The following is an 18,021-nucleotide window of genomic DNA, read 5'->3' as shown; positions in this document are numbered from 1 at the left end:
TTTTTATGATAGTAAAGGAGTATCTGCATTTTTCAGAGGAGGAAAACTTGCTATGCAGCGTCCCTCAATTCCATTTTTTCTAAAGCACCGAAAACAGCCCCTAATCCTGCTCTTCCTCGGCTTGATTTCTTTGCTGGCCGGATGGTTCTGCGACAAAACGCCGCCATCCCCAAAGACTCTCCCGGAAGTACCTCCGCTCCTTCCCACTCCTGAAAGCGGGGCTGCTTCACGCCTTACCTTAAAAAATCCCCGCAGGGATCCCTTCCGCAATTTCAGTCAGCATCCGAAAGAAATCCCGGGAAAGCCCGTAGCATCTGCAACGCATCCGGTTCCCGTCAAGCCTTCTGCTCCTTCATCCCAGCCTGTACTCCAGCTTGTCGGCATTTTTGAGACACCGGGCGGCAGAAGGGCTCTTCTCCATAGCGGGACCTCGTCCCGTCTTGTCCAGACAGGAGATGTAATCTCCGGGAAAACGATACAGGAAATCACTCTAAAAGAAATCATGCTTGATTCCGGTAGAATTCAATTGGGAGGAACCTTCCATTGAAAACTTTCCTTTGTTTCTGCTGTTTTTTTAATTTTGTGATTCAGGCATGGGCAGCTCCCGTTTCGTTTTCAGTACAAAATGCCACGGTCCGCAGCGTATTGCAGACACTCGCCGATACAAACGGCTACAGCCTCGTGATGCCGCAGGGCGGAAATACTCCAATCACACTGACCCTGACAGACGTTCCTTTTGAAAAAGCCGTCCGGCTGATTGCCCAAAGCGAAGGATTAGCCATTCATACCGAAGGTACCATACTGTATGCCGCGGTTCCCGAGCAAATGAGCCGCAGTTTTGGAACTTTATCCGTATACCCGTTAAATTATATCCGTGCCGAAACAGCGGCTAACGTACTGAAGCCGCTGACAACATCGCCGCTTACCTTTGATGCGCTGAGCAACACCCTCTTTGTCACCGGTTCACCAGGGGAACAAGCCCAGATCAAAAAGGCTCTGACCGCCATGGATCGTCCCACCAAACAAGTTACCTTTGAAGCCTGCATTCTCTCCCTGCGGGACGAGGCTTCCCGGGAACTGGGGCTCACCTGGAACTGGGATACCCTGCCGGCAGATTCCGAAGCTAAGAGCGGTTACGCAGGCCTTATCCATCTGGGACACGGGTACCGGACTCATTTTCAGGCTGCGCTCAGTGCCCTTTGCCAGGAGGGAAAGGCTAAAGTGCTGGCAACCCCGAGTATCATCACCCTCCCCGGGCAGGAAGGCAGTATTTTTATTGGAGATCATATTCCTGTAGTCACTGAAAAAATCACCAGCGGCAGTTCGACGTATTCCACCGAATACGTCGATGCCGGCATCCGTCTTGCCTGTAAGCCGCTTGTGAGCCATGACGGCATCATTTCTGCCGAAGTTCATACAGAAGTCAGTACGCCGACCCTGATTTCCGAACTAAAAAATTACCGGATTACAAGCCGCACGGCTGACACTCATGTTCGTCTCAAAGAACGAGAAACTCTCGTTATCGGCGGGCTTATCAGTGAAGAAGAGCAGCAGCGTTTTGAAGCGGTTCCGCTCCTGAGCAAACTTCCTCTGCTCGGAGAACTTTTCAAATTTCGTTCCCACAATAAAAACCGCACGGAAGTCTGTATCTTTCTCACCCCCTATCTTAGTGAGCCCGGTACCTCTCCGACACTTTACCGGATGCCGGAGACATTACAAAAAAAAGAGCCCTCATCAAAGGACTCTTCTTATAAAATCAGAAACCAGCCTCTTGCAGGCGCTTCAAAAAATTATGCAGCACCCGCGCCGTGATTCCCCAGATAACATGACCCTCGTAGGGGTAAAAAAGCAGGTCATACTGGTAGGTTTCCCGCCAATTTGTATTTTCCTTATGACCAAGCTGCGGTGGAAATCCAGACCCGTACTTGATACCCATCGTTGATTTTGCAGTACTGGGCTGGATGGCAAGCAGCTCCCTGACAGGTGCTGTAAAAATTTCATCTACTTCACCCGTACTAAGCTGGTAAGAGGACTTTGCCGCGATGATTCCGGCATAGGGAAAAATGATGGGCCCCATAGGGGCATAAAAATACTCCAAAGGCCCAAGCACCTGGATATCCTCCCGTGCAAGGCCGAGTTCTTCCCGTGTTTCCCGCACAGCCGTTGCTTCCCGACTGGGGTCGCCCTCGTCGCGGTGCCCGCCGGGAAAACAAATATCACCGGGCTGCCAATTTAATTTACGGGAACGAACTTCAAAAAGAATTTCCCAGCCGTTTTTGCCCTTCAGGAGCGGCAAAAGCACGGCTGATTCCCAAATGGGAAGACTGCGGTCAGGCCGCAGCTCCTGATCTTTCCAGAGCGTCTCAAAGCGCCCAATTTCCTTATACTTTTCTGCCATATGATATTCTCCTCATCGTTGATGTTCTTATTTTACACTATTTGACTAAGAAGAGAATAGAGGGAAATTTTAACTGAAAAGTAAGTTACGTCTGCCAAATAGCGTTCCATATGGTACGAACTAAATACCACCTGCAGTGGATTTTATTAGTTTTTTCTTGACAAAGCAGACGCAAAGCCTTATCATAATAGGAAACTAAAAGCAAGTTCCGAAAGGAACCGGGCCGAATAGGCAACAGGATGATGAATGATGATGACACCTGTGGGACCAATCTTCCACGGGTGTCATTTTTTATACAATACTGCCATAGAAATGAGGAATCATTATGAATATGAAAATCACGCGCAAGCTTTATGGCAATGATGACAGCCATCTGGCGATGCACGTTTCCAACGTAAGTATCGTCATCAATCTATTTCTCAGCGTCGGTAAATTTATCGCCGGTATCCTGGGGCGTTCCAGTGCTATGATTTCCGATGCCATCCATTCGGCATCGGATGTCTTCGGTACTGTGATTGCCATGTTCGGAGTCATCCTCTCCAGCCGTTCTTCCGATGAGGACCATCAGTACGGCCATGAAAAGCAAGAATACATTGCTACCCTCTTTCTGGCCTTTATTTTACTCTTTACCGGTCTTTATATCGGTTATGAAGGCGTTGACTCCATGCTGACGGGCAGTTACAAGACCAAAGCCGCACCGGGGCTTATCGCCATGATTGCCGCTGTCGTTTCCATTGTCACTAAAGAAGGAATGTTCTGGTATACCATCAAAGCTGCCAAAAAGATCAACTCCGGTGCTCTGCGCGCCGAGGCCTGGCACCATAGAAGCGATGCTCTCTCCTCCATCGGTTCCTTTGTAGGTATTTTTGCTGCCCGTTCAGGATATCCAATCATGGATCCGCTGGCTTCCGTCATTATCTGTATTATGATCATTCATGCCTCCATTGGCATCTTCCATGATGCCTCTGACAAACTGGTTGACCATGCCTGCAGCCAGGAAGAAGAAGAACGTATGAAATCTCTTGTCATGGCTCAATGCGGTGTTACCGGCATTGATTCGCTTCGTACCCGTATGTTTGGTGCCAAGATGTATGTCGATATCGATATTGTGGCAGACGGTAACCTGACCTTGTTCCAGGCTCACCTCGTGGCGGACGAAGTCCACGATACCATCGAACAGAATTTCCCAAACGTCAAACACTGCATGGTGCATGTTTCCCCTGACCCGACCATCCCGGCAAAACAGGGCATCAAAACTACGATTGCTTGTCCGATAGGGTCGACTAAGATTATTGAAGATTGAACAAAGAGGCTGTGAAATATGCGTGTGCATGATTTCACAGCTCCTTTTTACGCTTTCCGCAGCCCGCCGTCCGCATCCCGCTTGTGGAAGAAAAATTGCCAGGGCATTTTTCTTTGAACTTATAAAAATAAAACCTGAAATTTAGATCAACTGCTAAATTTCAGGTTTTATTTTTTATTTGAATCAAAAATCTTACCACACTGCTGCAGACGATGCTAAATGGCATAAACTAAAAATTAAAAGCGCCTTTTTATTTTTTCACAGCCCATTTTACTTTATCCCTGCTTTACTACATCCTCCAGCAGTTTTTCCCACTTTGCCCAGCTCTGCTCAGCTGCATACTGCTCGCGGACTTTCTGGGCCTCGGCCCCTATGCGCTTGCGCAGTTCAGGGTCCTTCATAAGTTTCCGCAACGCCTCTGCCAGAGGTTCCACACCGTCTTCACAGAGAATTCCGTTGACGCCGTCCTGAATCAAACTGCTGACGGAGGCACAGCTCCGATACCCCACCACGGGAAGGCCGATATCCATCGCTTCCAGCATAGCCTGGCTCATTCCTTCCGTCGCACTGGGGAAAGCAAAAACAGAAGCTCTTGCCATCTGCCGCGCCATCTGATCCGTGCTGCCGCAAAAGTGAATATTGTTCTCCAGGTGATACTTCTTGACAAGTTCCAGACAGTCATGGGCATAGGAATCCCGTTCCGGGTCCCCTTCTCCCCAAAATTCCACCTTCCAATCCAGGAAATCAGACTGCAGCAAATGGAAAGCCTCAATTAAAAGATGCTGCCTTTTTTGATTTTTACTGAACCTTCCGGAGTGCAGAATCAGATGATTTCCCAACGTACTCGTGAGACCTGAAGAAACAATTCCGTTTGGAATCCAGGCCACATGATCGCAAAATTTCTTTGTCCGTGAAATATTGTCCGGTGTAAGAACGTGGATGCAGGCCGCTTTGCGCAGTGCTTCTATGCCTTCGGGAGTCAGGTTTGTCAGCAGCACATCGGCAGCCTGACGCAGTGTCAGAATGACAGGCTGCTTCACCTTTCCCTGGATCAGCAGGATTCTGGCAAGGTCCGGCGTAAAAACAATAATCACGTCAGGTTTTACTTCTTGAAGCACCGGGTCGATTTTCTGCATCCAGATTGGGTCCTGTACCTGCTGGTCATATCGATGCCGCGCCTCCGAACTGAATTTCAAACTTCGAAGCAGCCGGTGTCCGAGATTTTGTTTGATATGATAGCACCCTGTAATATTTTTAAAATGCACCTCAGGTGCAATCGAAAAAATGGGTTTCCCTCCCGTTTCCGAAAGCACCAGGGCCGTTACCTCATGGTGCGCTGAAAGCGCAGAAGCAAGCGAGCAGAAAGCCTTATTGGCTCCTGTAATTTCATCTACATGTTTCCAGTTTGTGATGATGAGCACATTCATCATCTTCACCCCACTTCAAAAAAAACAGAAATCAGGTTCTTCATTAAATCGACATGGCCGTGTCAGGCAGTCATCCGAAGATACAAGAAAAGAATCTGATCAACGTGTTATTCATTATATGGGGTGCATACATGTAAAATAAAATAAGAAATACCTTGCTATTTTCCCGTTTTTACAATAAATATTTTTTATGTCTTGAATTATTTTATCTGCAAAACGAGCGGAGTTCTCCGGAATGCCACTGGCAGATGGATTTCATGTTCCAATGAGGAACTGAATATCATAAGCATAATATTCATAATAAACGTATTAAAATTACCTTTTTTGTATTATATTGCCTATTTTTATTTTTTGTGCATTGAAATGGTGATTTTTTTGTGAAACGATTTTGTTCTTTGTACAGTTGCAGGACTTGAGAGGCACAAAAATGAGTCTCCCTCTCAACAGCTTACCCAGTGAGAAAGAGGCTCAGTTTTTCTCTAAACCACCTTAGAACAGGATATATTTTTACTGGTTGACCTTTTTAATGACTTCTTTTAATTCTTCCAGATGATTGTTCAAAATACCACGAGCCATGGTTTTATATTTTTTGCACAATGCCGCGGCCGCCCCTACGGCGATACCATGCTGGCCGCCATTGCCCATGAGTTTCAGATTTGAGGAAGCAATGTGGGTAGCGCTGATGTGCTTGCCGCAGCAGAAAAGATTGTCGATATCGGCTGAATAGAGGCAGCGGAACGGAACACTATAGGGTTTTCCGTCGCGTTCATCCCACTTCCAGTTTCCCAGGCGGAAGTCGTACTTGGGATTTCCCGGATAGTGCAGACAGAAGGCGCTTTCGTTCATGACGACAGCATCGGGGAAGAATTTGTGCTCCCGAATATCTTTTTCTGAGAGAACATAGTCACCAAGATAACTTCTGAAGGCACCTGTAGCCACTTGATAGGTAAGATGAGTTAGCTTAAGGTTGGCATACTTCTTCGGATCTTTACGGCGGACATTATCATAAGTACCGATGATAGCCTGCAGCAGGTGGTCGCGGATAGCTTCGCCGTCACTATATTGGTCAAGCCATTGTCCGTATTCCCAGAAATGCGTCTTCGGCAGGCTCATGGGATTTTCCCAGCTGCCATCTTCACGGCGGCGAGGTTTCTGCTTCTCAGGGCCGATATAGGGGCCCGGTTTGTTTTCATAAGGGCCATGACCGCAGCAGCTGCTGACTTGCCCGATTTGACCACTGAGGTCCATATGGTCTTTGGCAACTTCGACAGCCCAGGGAACGTCAGGGAAAGAGACGGGCTGATCCATTTCTTCGGTGCGGAAGAAAATAGTATTTCCATGATGCATAGCACTGGCTTTTTCCGGAGCAAGGCTTTCACCAAAATCAGATTTTGCTTCTTCTCCGCCCATCGTGGCAGCACCGGAAAGGAGAGCCAGCAGGGCCCTGCCGCTGCCGTCAATAAAGGTAGGAGCAAAATAACGGTGTTCCACGCTTGTACGGGCATTGCGGCTATCAACGGCCACGATTTTTCTTCCGTCGAGAACGACGTTATATACTTCCTCTTCCAGGAATACAGAAACGTTGGGCATATGATTCAATATAGCTGTGGCACCGATATCTCCGTCCTCCTGACGTTCCGTAATGGCATCGACTATAGGGCCGGCAACACCTTCAGGAATGAGGCCCAGTTCCTTGCTGCCATTTCCGCCGAGGCAGGGACGGTTCTGAATGATAGCAACCTGCAATCCCAATTTTGCCGCCGTATAGGCAGCGCAGCAGGCGGGAATACCACCACCAACGACAACAACATCATAACTGCCGGCGTTAACGGGTTCCTGCGGCAGATGAAGCAGACGTTTCCGCCATGCCCGGGCAGCACTGTCCGGTTTTTCTGGTGGTGTAATGGTCGTGTTAGTGATGTAAATGGCATCACAGCGGCCATCAAAACCGGTCAAGTCATGGAGTTTTACCTGCACTGTGCCAGCCGGCAGGTGGACATGTTCGACGAGCTCCCAGGACCAGTCTTTGCCGTTGGCGCCGAAGGTAGTCGGCACGGGCGTATCATTAAAGAGTACCTGGAAGGTTCCAGGATGATAAGCGGGAACCCAGTCTTTGGCACGAACCCATACGCGGTATTCTCCGTCTTCAGGGATTATAATTTTAGTAGACGCATCAGCACAAGGAGTGCCAATACCATGGGCGAGCAGATAAGGGGAACCCATTTCGTTTTCGAACTGGGAATCCAGAACCCAGCCGCCATAATCGGAAAACTGTTCTGCCTCCAACAGAAGTTCAAATCGCTGCATTGAAAAATTCCTCCTTACAACAGTAATCAAGGGTATATCTTGAAAGCGACACAAAGCATTGTTGTTCTCCTTTGTACTTTATATGCTAACAAATTTTTTAATTTCATTCAAACGGAACTTTCAAAATTAATAATTCAATAATATTGAAATTCAAAAATAGATTGTACAAAAAAACAGGACTGTGAAGAATGGTATTCCCTTTCTCCACAGTCCTGCCTTTATTTACTTTTCCAAAAAGCCCATGATCCGCTGAATCAATTCTTTCCGGTTTGTATGCGCCGTTGAAGTGTACGTGATGAGCTTATCATCGCTCAGACCAAATGTCTTTTTGTAAAGTGCCGTCTGGGTAATTACAGCACTTTTATTCAGCTTATCTGACTTAGTCAGGATAACCAAAAGCGGAAGTCCTAAAGAAAGCAGCCACTGATAGCAGTCAATGTCACTTTCCATCGGAGCGTGCCGGATGTCCATGAGGATACACACCAATTTCAAATCCCGGCGGTCTTCCATATACTTGCAGATGAATGCTGACCATTCATTTTTCTTGTCCTGGGAAGTCCGGGCAAATCCGTATCCCGGCAAATCCACCGCGTAAAAAGTATGCCACAGTGGTTTATCCCCTTCATTACGTTTCGCTTTGAAAGAATAGAAATTGATGGTCTGCGTTTTTCCGGGAGAGCTGCTGACGCGTGCCAGTCCTTTCCTTCTTGCAAGCGAATTCAGAAGCGAAGACTTGCCCACATTGCTGCGTCCGATAAACGCAATTTCATCAATCGTATCCTGCGGATACTGTGTTGCCTTGACAGCGGAAGTGATAAATTCCCCACTGACAATATCCCACTGTGCTGTTGCCATTATTTACGCCTCCAGCGCTAACTTAGTGACTTGGTCCATATGTTCGACAGGGATAAACTTCATTTCTTTCTTCACATGATCCGGCAATTCCTCCAGATCCTGCATGTTCTGCTTTGGCAGCAGGATTGTCTTGATATGGTACCGGGCAGCCGCCAGCACTTTTTCCTTGAGACCGCCAATAGGCAGTACCTGGCCGGTCAACGTAATTTCACCGGTCATAGCAAGGCTGGCCTTTACCTTACGTTTCGTCAGAGCCGATTCCATGGCCGTAGCCATCGTAATCCCGGCAGAAGGCCCATCCTTTGGAATAGCCCCTTCCGGTACGTGGATATGGATATCTACCTTTTCATTAAAATCAGGTTCAAGTCCCAGTTCCTTGGCACGGGAACGAATGTACGTGAAAGCAGCCTGTGCGGACTCTTTCATCACATCTCCCAATTGGCCGGTAAGAACCAGTTTTCCTTTGCCTTCGCAGACAACGACTTCAATCTTCAGCAGCTCACCGCCGACGCTCGTCCAGGCAAGCCCAGTGCAGACGCCGACTGCCGCTTTGGCCGTCATATCACTTTCAAGGAAAATAACAGGCCCCAGAAAACTCTTCAGATTTGATACCGTCACCGGTACTTTTTCTACATGTTCCTCAACAATCTTGCGGGCTGCCTTGCGGCAGATGGTTGCAATCTTGCGTTCCAGGTTACGAACACCGGCTTCACGCGTATAGTCGCGGATGATGTGTTCAATACATTTGGGACCAATCGTCAGGTTCTTTGCCGTCAGGCCATTGTTTTTCCGTTCCTTCGGCAAGAGATGCAGCTGGGCAATCTTGATTTTCTCTTCATCAGTATAGCTGTTCAGCTGAATGACTTCCAGACGGTCCAGCAGAGCCGGCGGAATGGTCTCAATCGTATTTGCCGTAACAATCCAGAATACATTGGACATATCATAAGGGAATTCAATGTAGTGGTCGCTAAAATGATTGTTCTGCTCCGGGTCCAGCACTTCCAGTAAGGCAGAAGCAGGATCCCCGCGGAAGTCAGCACCCATCTTGTCCACTTCATCAAGCAGGAAAACAGGGTTGTCAGTACCGCATTCAATCAGTCCATGAATCAGGCGCCCCGGCATAGCTCCCACGTAGGTACGGCGATGGCCGCGAATTTCAGCTTCATCACGAATACCGCCCAGGGAAACGCGCGTAAACTTGCGGTTGATGGCCCGGGCAATACTCTGGGCAAGGCTTGTCTTGCCGACACCAGGAGGACCGACGAGGCAAATAATCGGTCCGCGGTTGCTCTTCGTGAGGGCGCGGACAGCCAGATAATCAAGGATCCGTTCCTTGACTTTTTTCAGGCCATAATGATCCTTGTTCAGCACGGCTGCCGCTTTTTTAAGGTCATAATTATCCTGCGTCATCTTGCCCCACGGCAACGACAGCACCGTATCCAGATAATTCCGGATAACGGCACTTTCAGCCATCATCGGCGGCATCTTGAGCAGACGGTCAAGTTCCTTATCGAGGATTTTTCTGACGTTGTCCGGAAGCTTCATGTCCTTCATCTTAGCTTTGTAGTCATCCACTTCGGACTGTTTTTCGTCGCCTTCGTTCAGCTCTTTGCTGATTGCTTTCATCTGCTCGCGCAGGTAATATTCCCGCTGGTTCTGCTCAATTTGCTTGCGCACCTGTTGGGAAATATTCTTCTCAATTTTTACGATTTCAAGTTCTTTGCACAGGAAACTATAGAGCAGTTTCAGCCGTTCACCGACGTCTACGGCTTCAAGGATTTTTTCCTTATCGCTGATATCAATGGTCAGGTATCCGGCAATCATATCGGCGATACGGCCTGCGTTCGGCTGATCCTTAAAAGTCAGCATGACTTCGGAATTGACTTTATTGCTGGCGAGAACCCATTGCTCGAAAGTCTCAACAAGCATTCTTTTCAGTGCTTCAACTTCTGTACTATCGCCATTTTTATCTTCATGGATTTCCGCATGTGCCTCAAAAGGAGAGCCCACTGCGTCAATCACTGAAATAATTTCCACACGGGTAAGGCCTTCGACCAGGATTCTCATCGCTCCGTTAGGCATTTTCAGCATTTGCTTGATTTCAGCAATAACGCCAAACGGGAAGAGACTCTTAGCTGTAGGATCAGCTTCTTCTGCGGATTTCTGAGATACCAGAAGAATCCGCTTCGTGGAAGCCATGGCCATTTCAACTGCCTTGATAGATCGGTCCCTGCCGACATCAAGGTTTATAATCATGCCGGGAAATACGATAACGCCGCGTAATGGCAGCAGTGGTAATCTCACGGTCGATTCATCTAACATAGTCATCACCATCCAATCAAATAGAGAAAAAGGGAAAAGGGGACCCGCCCCTTTTCCTTTTCTCTATGCCTTCTTGCGTTCGTCCGTTTGTTTTTGTGTCTTCAGCACCAGTTTCGGCTCTTTATGGTGTTTTACCACATCTGCCGTCACGATGCATTTCTCAACGTCCTCACGGGACGGAATCTCATACATTACGTGCTTCATGATATTTTCGATGATAGCACGCAGCCCTCTGGCACCGGCTTTTCTTTCCAATGCCTCATGGGCAATAGCCTTGAGGGCATCATCTTCAAAACTAAGTTCCACGTTGTCCATGGCCAGGAATGATTCATACTGTTTTGTCAGTGCATTCTTCGGTTCAGTCAGAATACGGATCAAGGCTTTTTCATCCAACTGATCCAACGTGACTACTACCGGTAAACGTCCTACAAATTCAGGAATCAGCCCATACTTTACAAAGTCTTCAGGCAGTACCTGTTTAAACGGATTGATCGATTTTTTCTGTTTTTCCGTGATAATGTCGGCACCAAAGCCCATGCTCTTCTTACCGGTCCGTGCATTGATTACATTTTCCAGACCGGCAAAAGCGCCGCCGCAGATAAACAGAATATTTGTCGTATCAATCTGAATCAGTTCCTGATGTGGATGCTTACGGCCTCCCTGAGGAGGTACATTAGCAACCGTACCTTCCAGAATCTTCAGGAGTGCCTGCTGCACGCCTTCACCGGAAACATCCCGCGTAATGGACGGATTTTCCGACTTTCTGGAAATTTTATCAATTTCATCGATATAGACAATGCCGCGTTCAGCTGCGGCAATATCGTAATCCGCGTTCTGAATCAGACGCAGCAGGATATTCTCCACATCCTCGCCCACGTACCCGGCTTCCGTCAGGGACGTAGCGTCGGCAATGGCAAAAGGAACCTTAAGGATTTTGGCCAGGGTCTGGGCCAGCAGCGTCTTGCCGCTGCCCGTAGGCCCCAGCATCAGGATATTGGACTTCTGCAGTTCGACGTCCTGATGATGAGCCTGCTGCTCATAGTTGATTCGCTTATAGTGATTGTAAACTGCCACGGACAGGGTAATCTTGGCTTCTTCCTGTCCAATGACATACTCATCCAGGATTTTCTTGATGTCTTTCGGTTTAGGAAGATCAGTAATCATTCCTCCCGCCGGTTTCGACATCTCCTGAGCAAGCATCTCGTTGCACAGGGCAACACATTCATCACAAATAAAGACATTATGGCCGGCAATCAGTTTCTTTACCTGACTCTGCTTTTTGCCGCAGAAAGAACAAGTATAGTCCTGATCGTGAGGCCCTTGATGATCATCGAATGCCATCTGACACCCCTCCTATCTGTCGGGGCAGGACGGTCGTCTTACCCCAATTAGCGAACAGCGGCGGGGATGACAACCTCATCCACAAGGCCATAAGCCTTTGCTTCTTCAGCGGTCATAAAATAATCCCTTTCCGTATCCGCCTGAATTTTTTCCGGACTCTGACCCGTATGCTGGGACAGGATCTGGTTCATCTCTTCCCGAATGCGCAGGATTTCACGAGCATGGATTGCAATATCCGAAGCTTGTCCCTGAGCGCCTCCCAGCGGCTGATGAATCATCACGCGGGAATGCGGCAGAGCAAAGCGTTTGCCCTTTTTACCTGCAGCAAGCAGGACTGACGCCATGGAGGCAGCCATACCCACGCAAATCGTGGATACGTCCGGCCGGATATACTGCATGGTATCATAAATAGCCAGGCCGGCGCTTACACTGCCGCCGGGGCTGTTGATGTAGAGATGGATGTCCTTGTCCGGGTCTTCTGATTCCAGGAACAGCAGCTGGGCAATGATCAAATCAGCCATGTGATCTTCAATTTCACCGGTCACAAAGATGATACGGTCCTTAAGGAGCCGGGAATAAATATCATAGCTCCGCTCACCCTTGCTGGTCTGTTCGACGACAATGGGGACATAGCTCACGCTGTCCACCTCCTGTAATTCAATAATTACTTATCTTCCTTAGCTTCTTCAGTCTTGGTTTCTTCGGTCTTGGTTTCTTCTTTCTTTTCAGCGCCCTTGGCATTGTCGAAAATAACCTGAGCGGCTTTGCGGCGCAGAATGTTGCTCAAAAGAATACCTACGGAGTTATTGTCCTTGATAATCTTCTGAACTTGTCTCAGCGTAGCACCTTGAGCATCGGCAATCTGCTGCATTTCAGCTACAGCTTCCTCTTCGGAAACCTTCAGGCCTTCTTTTTCAGCAATTGCATCGAGAACCAGATCCGTCTTGATGTTTTCCAAAGCAGCCGGCTTCTGTTCGTCGCGATAGGTCTTGACATCCTTGCCCAGATACTGCAGGTACATCGGCAGGCTCATCTTATGAGCTTCCAGGTTCATAGCCAGTTCATCCATCATCTGGTTCGCTCTCTGATCTACCATGACTTGCGGAACTTCAAACTTAGCATTTTCGATAGCCTTGTTGAGCAGGTCACGTCTGTACTGCTCTTCAGCACGGTCATCTTCAGCTTTTTGCATCCGTTCAGCCGTCTTCTTACGATATTCTTCAACAGTCTTGCTGTCGGAGTTGGCAGCAACAAGTTCGTCCGTAACTTCCGGGATTTCACGAACCTTAATGTCCTTGACATCCACTTTGAAAACAGCTGCTTTGCCGGCCAGTTCTTTAGCCATGTAATCTTCCGGGAAGGTTACATTGACATCCTTGGATTCGCCCTTGCCGACACCAATCAGCTGATCTTCGAAACCAGGAATGAAGGCACCGCTGCCGATTTCCAGGGGATAGCCCTTACCTTCGCCGCCTTCAAAAGGTTTCCCATCAATAGTACCGGTGAAGTCAATCGTAGCCATGTCGCCCTTTTCCAGCTTTTTACCTTCCGGAGCGGCAACCAGCTTAGCTGCACGCTTTTGCAGAGCTTCCAGAGCTTCGTCAACGTCCTTGTCGGTAATCTTCTTTACGTTCTTAGCAACGTCAAGATTCTTATATTCGCCCAGTTCCGGTTCCGGACGCAGCGTGACGAGCAGCGTTACTTCCATCGGCTGGCCTTCTTCGAACTTTTGTTCCTTCAGTTCAGGATCAGCAACAGGCATCAGTTTGTTTTCTTCGATTGCTTTTCTATATTCTCCATTTGCCAGAATCTGGAAAGCCTCGTCTTTGATAGCATCCTTACCTACATGGATTTCAAGGACGCGGCGGGGAGCCTTGCCCTTTCTGAAGCCAGGGATCGTTACTTGCTTGTTAACTCTGGCAACTGCCTTTTTAAAGCCTTCAGCAACTTCCTCTGTCGTCAGGGTAATCTTCAGGGTTGCATCATTTCCATTTCTTTCTACAGAGACGCTCATTAAAAAAATCCTCCTCACAGGCTGTCAGCGAATTCTATTTTTATCTTGCTAAACATGCCATCTGTAATTACTTAAAAAACCGCTCATATAGCATAGCACAAAAGGTCTAAATACGCAAATAAAAGGGAGAAAATCGACCTTGATTCTTTGTTATTGCCATACTGTCGTCATAATAGTCCGCGATGAATTCATTTTCGCTTTGCAGCTTTTAGTTTACTTTTTTCTGCAGCATAAAGTCCTGCAATGCGAGATTTACTGTACTATATTAAATGATAGAAAATGAAAGTTTCTTTTATCTGCGTTTATTTCCTACCGTTTTTATGGTCCTTTTTTCATCCCTAATTATCTTCCTGATTAAGCATATACCATCCTTCAGCTTGTTTAAAACAGATGTTTTCAAAACTTCTAGAGATTTCTTTAAATTCTTCATATTTTTGTCATATTTTTATTTTATACTGTTTTTTTATTCCCATAATGGTATAATTAGACACGGATAGTCTTGATGACTAATGTGAATCTTGAAAACAAAACAAAGGAGGCAATTTGCATGTCACAAATTCTCACCACCCTGGATGATGTTCTCTATTATCCTATTCTGATCATCGTCCTCCTCGTTGCCGGTGTGTACTTTACGCTGCGAACAGGCTTCGTACAGTTCCGCTGGTTCGGCCAAAGCATCAAGGTCGTTATGGAAAAACCGGAAAAAGAAGGTTCCATTTCTTCCTTCCAGGCCTTGATGGTTTCCACAGCATCCCGTGTAGGTACCGGCAACATCGTCGGCATCTCCACAGCCCTGTGTCTCGGCGGTTTCGGTTCCGTTTTCTGGATGTGGGTCATTGCTATGATTGGCAGTGCCACCGCCTTTATTGAAAGTACCCTGGCTCAGGTCTATAAACGGAGAGATGCCAATGGCGACAGCTATGGCGGTCCTGCCTACTACATTGAAACGGCGCTGCATAACAAGACGCTGGCCTGTGCTTTTGCAATTGCTCTGATTGTAACCTATGCGGGCGGCTTTAACCTGCTGGCTTCCTACAATCTGCAGTCCACGTTCTCCGTTTACAGTTTCTATGACAAGGGTACGACTCCCTGGGTCATCGGCGGAATCCTGGCTCTGTTGGTTGGCTACTGCATCATGGGCGGCGGCAAACGTGTTGTTCACGTAACGGGTACCCTCGTTCCTATCATGGGTGTTCTGTACGTACTGCTTTCCCTTGCCATCATTATTATGCACATCGGCGAGCTGCCTCACGTGCTCGGACTGGTATTTTCCGATGCCTTCAACTTCCAGAAGATTATGGGCGGTGTCAGTGCCTCCTGCCTGATGTACGGCGTAAAACGTGGCCTGTACTCCAACGAAGCCGGTGTTGGTTCCGCACCTAACGCGGCTGCTTCTGCCGATGTATCCCACCCGGCTCAGCAGGGCCTTGTACAGATGCTTTCCGTATTTATCGATACGGTGCTCTGCACCTGCACCGCTATGATCTGCATGTTCTCCGGTGTAACACCTACCAAGGAACTGGCCGGTGCTCCGTTCGTGCAGCAAGCTACACAGGTTGACTTCGGTGCCTTCGGTCCTGTCCTGATTACCGTAGCCATGGTACTCTTTGCGTTCACGACCCTTCTGGGCAACCTGTTCTACGTAGACAACTGCCTGGCTTACCTTAAAGGGAAGACCCCTTCCCCCGGTTTCATGAAAGTTTACCGCATTATTGCGGCTCTCGTTATCTTCGTCGGTGCCGGAATGTCCATGGATAACGCCTGGGCTGCTGCAGATATCACGATGGCCTTCATGTGCCTGACCAACATTCCTTCCATCATGGCCCTCGGCGGTACGGCATTTGCCGTCATGAAAGACTATGGCCGTCAGCTCGCAGAAGGAAAGAAACCGGTCTTCAAAGCAAAGAATATCGGTTTGGATGAGAGCAATCTCGACTATTGGAAGTAAATCCTGCAGTCAAAGATTCACATTAAGATTCGGAAAGCGATGCGCGAAAATAATCGCGCATCGCTTTTTTATTTTCTTTGCATTTGTTGTTATGACAACATAAATTCTATTTGAGTTTGGCTACAATAGAATCAGAAAAGAAAACAAGGAACCAAAAACCAAATTCTTCGGTTCCCTGAATACAGAAAAGGAGCTGATTCTTATGAAGTATCATGTCAATGAAAGTTGTATCGGCTGCACGCTGTGCACGGGAACCTGCCCGGCTGTGTTCTCCATGGGCCCTGATGGCAAGGCTGTCGCCGCAGAGACAGTTCCTGCCGGTGAAGAAGCTGCCGCACAGGAAGCTATGGAAGGCTGCCCTGTAGGCGCTATCGAAAAGGCAGAAGAATGACAGCGCCTGAAGTACAAATCCGGACGGAGCGCATCTACGCTCCGTCCCTGGATCCTTCCGAAACCAGGATTCTGGTCGACCGGCTCTGGCCGCGCGGCGTGAAAAAAGAATCCGTACCCATCTGGGCCAAAGAGATTGCACCCTCTCGTGAGCTGCACAACTGGTACAAAGCGCACAACAACGATTTTGCCGGATTTCGCGACCGTTACCGGAAAGAACTCATTGCCAATCCCGAAACAGAAAAGTTCATTGTGTACTGCAGGAAGCAGCTGCACAAGGGCCCAATAATTCTTTGCTATGCCAGAAAAGATGACATTCATAACAACGCTGCCGTTTTGCGTGAATTTCTTTTGGAGAAGTTAAGCGAGACAGCAGAATAAATCGCTACGTATTTCGAGAAATGAGGAAAATCCTATGACCGACGAAAATGCTCTCTATGACTGCCCCTGCGAAGAAAACTGCAAACGCCATGGCCACTGCGCAGAATGCATCCGGTTCCACCGGAAACTCGGATGGCCGCTCGCAGCCTGCATGCAGCAGCTGCTCAAAGAACACGAAGAGAAAGCCGCTCCGGATATGACTCGTTAAAGAAAAGATAAAGGAAGCTGCGACAAGGGGGCCGTGAAATAATGCGTGTGCATTATTTCACGGCCCCCTTGTCGCTTTCTGCTGTCCGCAGCCCGCATTCCGCCTGTGGATAAAAAATGACTAAGGTATTTTTTCTACGAACTTATAAAATAAAACCTGAAACTTAGGTTTTCTGCTAAATTTCAGGTTTTATATCATATTTTATTTGAATCAAAAGCTTTAACACACTGCTGCAGATGAGGCTAAATGCCATAGGCCAAAAGCGCTTTTTATTTTTTCACATGCTCCTTTATTAAGCAGCAAATTGTAAACAAATTTTAAACTTTCTTGAAATTTTTTATAAATTGATGTACGTTATTATGTGTGACTAGCGAGTCTTAAATTTGTTAATGAGAAAATATTCTACTAAATTCAATTATGGTAAAGAAGTGAAAAGGATGACCTTACAAGACAAAGACCTCGTTACCGTCTGGCCAAAAGCGGCACTTATTTATTTTTGCGTGTTTCTCCCCTTGAGCTTTATTCTTCCTGAACGCATTGCCTGGGAGAATGGTCCCATTGAAATGACGCAAAATATGGTGCTTCTTTTCGGTGTATTTTGGAACCTTAATACATACTTCCGATCTTCTTCCGTTTCGCGCAATAAAATATGGCTATTTCTTGCCGGATTTTTTCTGCTCCTTTTTGGCCGGGAAATCAGCTGGGGAAGAGTTTTCCTTCTGAAGGAAATTACGAAAAGGGGGCCTGTTTTCTGGAGTATGAAATCGATTCCCCATTACCGGTTCATCCACAGATGCATTGGTCTATACATGTGCATGGATATCTTGCTCCTCGTAAAATCTGTATGCTGGCATACTGCTCTCCAATGCGTAAAGCAGAGCCGCCGCGTAATGGTACTTGTCATTCTTGCAGCTGTCCTGACCCTGTTAGGAGACAAAGGTCTTTTACTGCACAGTTTCGCGGATGAAACGATTGAAGAATTTGCTGAGCTCTTCATTTATCTCAGTTTGCTTTATTTTTCCAAACTGTACAAAGCGCTCACTTCCACAGTTTATATCAAAACTGCAGAGTATTCCCCTCTGTAATAAAATAGCCCGCTGTGCCTCTTCGATGAAAGCCAGCGGACT

General features: G+C 47.5%; 16 protein-coding genes. 8 read left to right on the top strand and 8 right to left on the bottom strand.

The window, feature by feature from the left end:
• Positions 1-52 precede the first annotated feature (52 nt).
• Both LKE33_05015 and LKE33_05010 read left to right on the top strand, forming a co-directional pair.
• On the top strand, positions 53-547 hold the full coding sequence (locus LKE33_05015) for a hypothetical protein (GenBank protein MCH3950286.1): 495 nt from the start codon (positions 53-55) through the stop codon (positions 545-547).
• Positions 544-1,812, top strand: a complete 1,269-nt coding sequence (locus LKE33_05010; GenBank protein ID MCH3950285.1) for a type II and III secretion system protein — start codon at positions 544-546, stop codon at positions 1,810-1,812. The genes LKE33_05015 and LKE33_05010 overlap by 4 nt, the downstream gene beginning before the upstream one ends.
• On the opposite strand, the gene LKE33_05005 is transcribed toward LKE33_05010, so the two are convergent.
• Positions 1,757-2,398, bottom strand: a complete 642-nt coding sequence (locus LKE33_05005) for a CoA pyrophosphatase (GenBank protein MCH3950284.1) — start codon at positions 2,396-2,398, stop codon at positions 1,757-1,759. The genes LKE33_05010 and LKE33_05005 overlap by 56 nt on opposite strands.
• A gap of 325 nt (positions 2,399-2,723) precedes the next feature.
• On the opposite strand from LKE33_05005, the gene LKE33_05000 reads away from it, so the two are divergent.
• Positions 2,724-3,701, top strand: a complete 978-nt coding sequence (locus LKE33_05000) for a cation diffusion facilitator family transporter (GenBank protein MCH3950283.1) — start codon at positions 2,724-2,726, stop codon at positions 3,699-3,701.
• Between the two features lie 275 nt (positions 3,702-3,976).
• Here LKE33_05000 and LKE33_04995 read toward each other — a convergent pair whose 3' ends face one another.
• The 7 genes from LKE33_04995 to tig all read right to left on the bottom strand — a co-directional run bounded on the left by LKE33_04995 (position 3,977) and on the right by tig (position 13,967).
• Positions 3,977-5,131, bottom strand: a complete 1,155-nt coding sequence (locus tag LKE33_04995; GenBank protein ID MCH3950282.1) for a glycosyltransferase — start codon at positions 5,129-5,131, stop codon at positions 3,977-3,979.
• Positions 5,132-5,635: 504 nt separating this feature from the next.
• The gene (locus LKE33_04990) at positions 5,636-7,435 is read right to left on the bottom strand and encodes an FAD-dependent oxidoreductase (protein MCH3950281.1); all 1,800 of its coding nucleotides are present in this window, start codon (positions 7,433-7,435) and stop codon (positions 5,636-5,638) included.
• Between the two features lie 222 nt (positions 7,436-7,657).
• The gene (yihA, locus tag LKE33_04985) at positions 7,658-8,290 is read right to left on the bottom strand and encodes a ribosome biogenesis GTP-binding protein YihA/YsxC (protein MCH3950280.1); all 633 of its coding nucleotides are present in this window, start codon (positions 8,288-8,290) and stop codon (positions 7,658-7,660) included.
• A 3-nt stretch (positions 8,291-8,293) separates the two neighbouring features.
• Positions 8,294-10,612 carry an endopeptidase La gene (gene lon, locus LKE33_04980; GenBank protein MCH3950279.1) on the bottom strand — a complete coding sequence of 773 codons (2,319 nt, stop codon included), beginning with the start codon at positions 10,610-10,612 and terminating at the stop codon, positions 8,294-8,296.
• Positions 10,613-10,675: 63 nt separating this feature from the next.
• The gene (gene clpX, locus LKE33_04975) at positions 10,676-11,953 is read right to left on the bottom strand and encodes an ATP-dependent Clp protease ATP-binding subunit ClpX (GenBank protein MCH3950278.1); all 1,278 of its coding nucleotides are present in this window, start codon (positions 11,951-11,953) and stop codon (positions 10,676-10,678) included.
• Between the two features lie 47 nt (positions 11,954-12,000).
• Entirely contained in the window at positions 12,001-12,591 is a 591-nt protein-coding gene (gene clpP, locus LKE33_04970) for an ATP-dependent Clp endopeptidase proteolytic subunit ClpP (protein ID MCH3950277.1), read from the bottom strand.
• Between the two features lie 26 nt (positions 12,592-12,617).
• Complete coding sequence (gene tig / locus LKE33_04965) at positions 12,618-13,967, bottom strand: trigger factor (GenBank protein MCH3950276.1); 1,350 nt, start codon at positions 13,965-13,967, stop codon at positions 12,618-12,620.
• Positions 13,968-14,514: 547 nt separating this feature from the next.
• On the opposite strand from tig, the gene LKE33_04960 reads away from it, so the two are divergent.
• The 5 genes from LKE33_04960 (at position 14,515) to LKE33_04940 (ending at position 17,979) form a co-directional block, all read left to right on the top strand.
• Complete coding sequence (locus LKE33_04960; protein ID MCH3950275.1) at positions 14,515-15,915, top strand: alanine:cation symporter family protein; 1,401 nt, start codon at positions 14,515-14,517, stop codon at positions 15,913-15,915.
• A gap of 202 nt (positions 15,916-16,117) precedes the next feature.
• Positions 16,118-16,306, top strand: coding sequence for a ferredoxin (locus LKE33_04955; protein MCH3950274.1), 189 nt, complete (start codon positions 16,118-16,120; stop codon positions 16,304-16,306).
• A complete protein-coding gene (locus LKE33_04950) occupies positions 16,303-16,686 on the top strand; it encodes a DUF488 family protein (GenBank protein ID MCH3950273.1) in 384 nt (127 codons plus the stop codon). The genes LKE33_04955 and LKE33_04950 overlap by 4 nt, the downstream gene beginning before the upstream one ends.
• Before the next feature lie 34 nt (positions 16,687-16,720).
• Positions 16,721-16,894, top strand: coding sequence for a hypothetical protein (locus LKE33_04945; GenBank protein MCH3950272.1), 174 nt, complete (start codon positions 16,721-16,723; stop codon positions 16,892-16,894).
• 437 nt (positions 16,895-17,331) lie between these two features.
• The gene (locus LKE33_04940; GenBank protein ID MCH3950271.1) at positions 17,332-17,979 is read left to right on the top strand and encodes a hypothetical protein; all 648 of its coding nucleotides are present in this window, start codon (positions 17,332-17,334) and stop codon (positions 17,977-17,979) included.
• Positions 17,980-18,021: the final 42 nt, after the last annotated feature.

Origin of the sequence: Acidaminococcus sp. (assembly GCA_022482815.1) — a bacterium.
Lineage (GTDB): Bacteria > Bacillota > Negativicutes > Acidaminococcales > Acidaminococcaceae > Acidaminococcus.
This window is presented reverse-complemented; position numbering and strand designations above follow the sequence as displayed.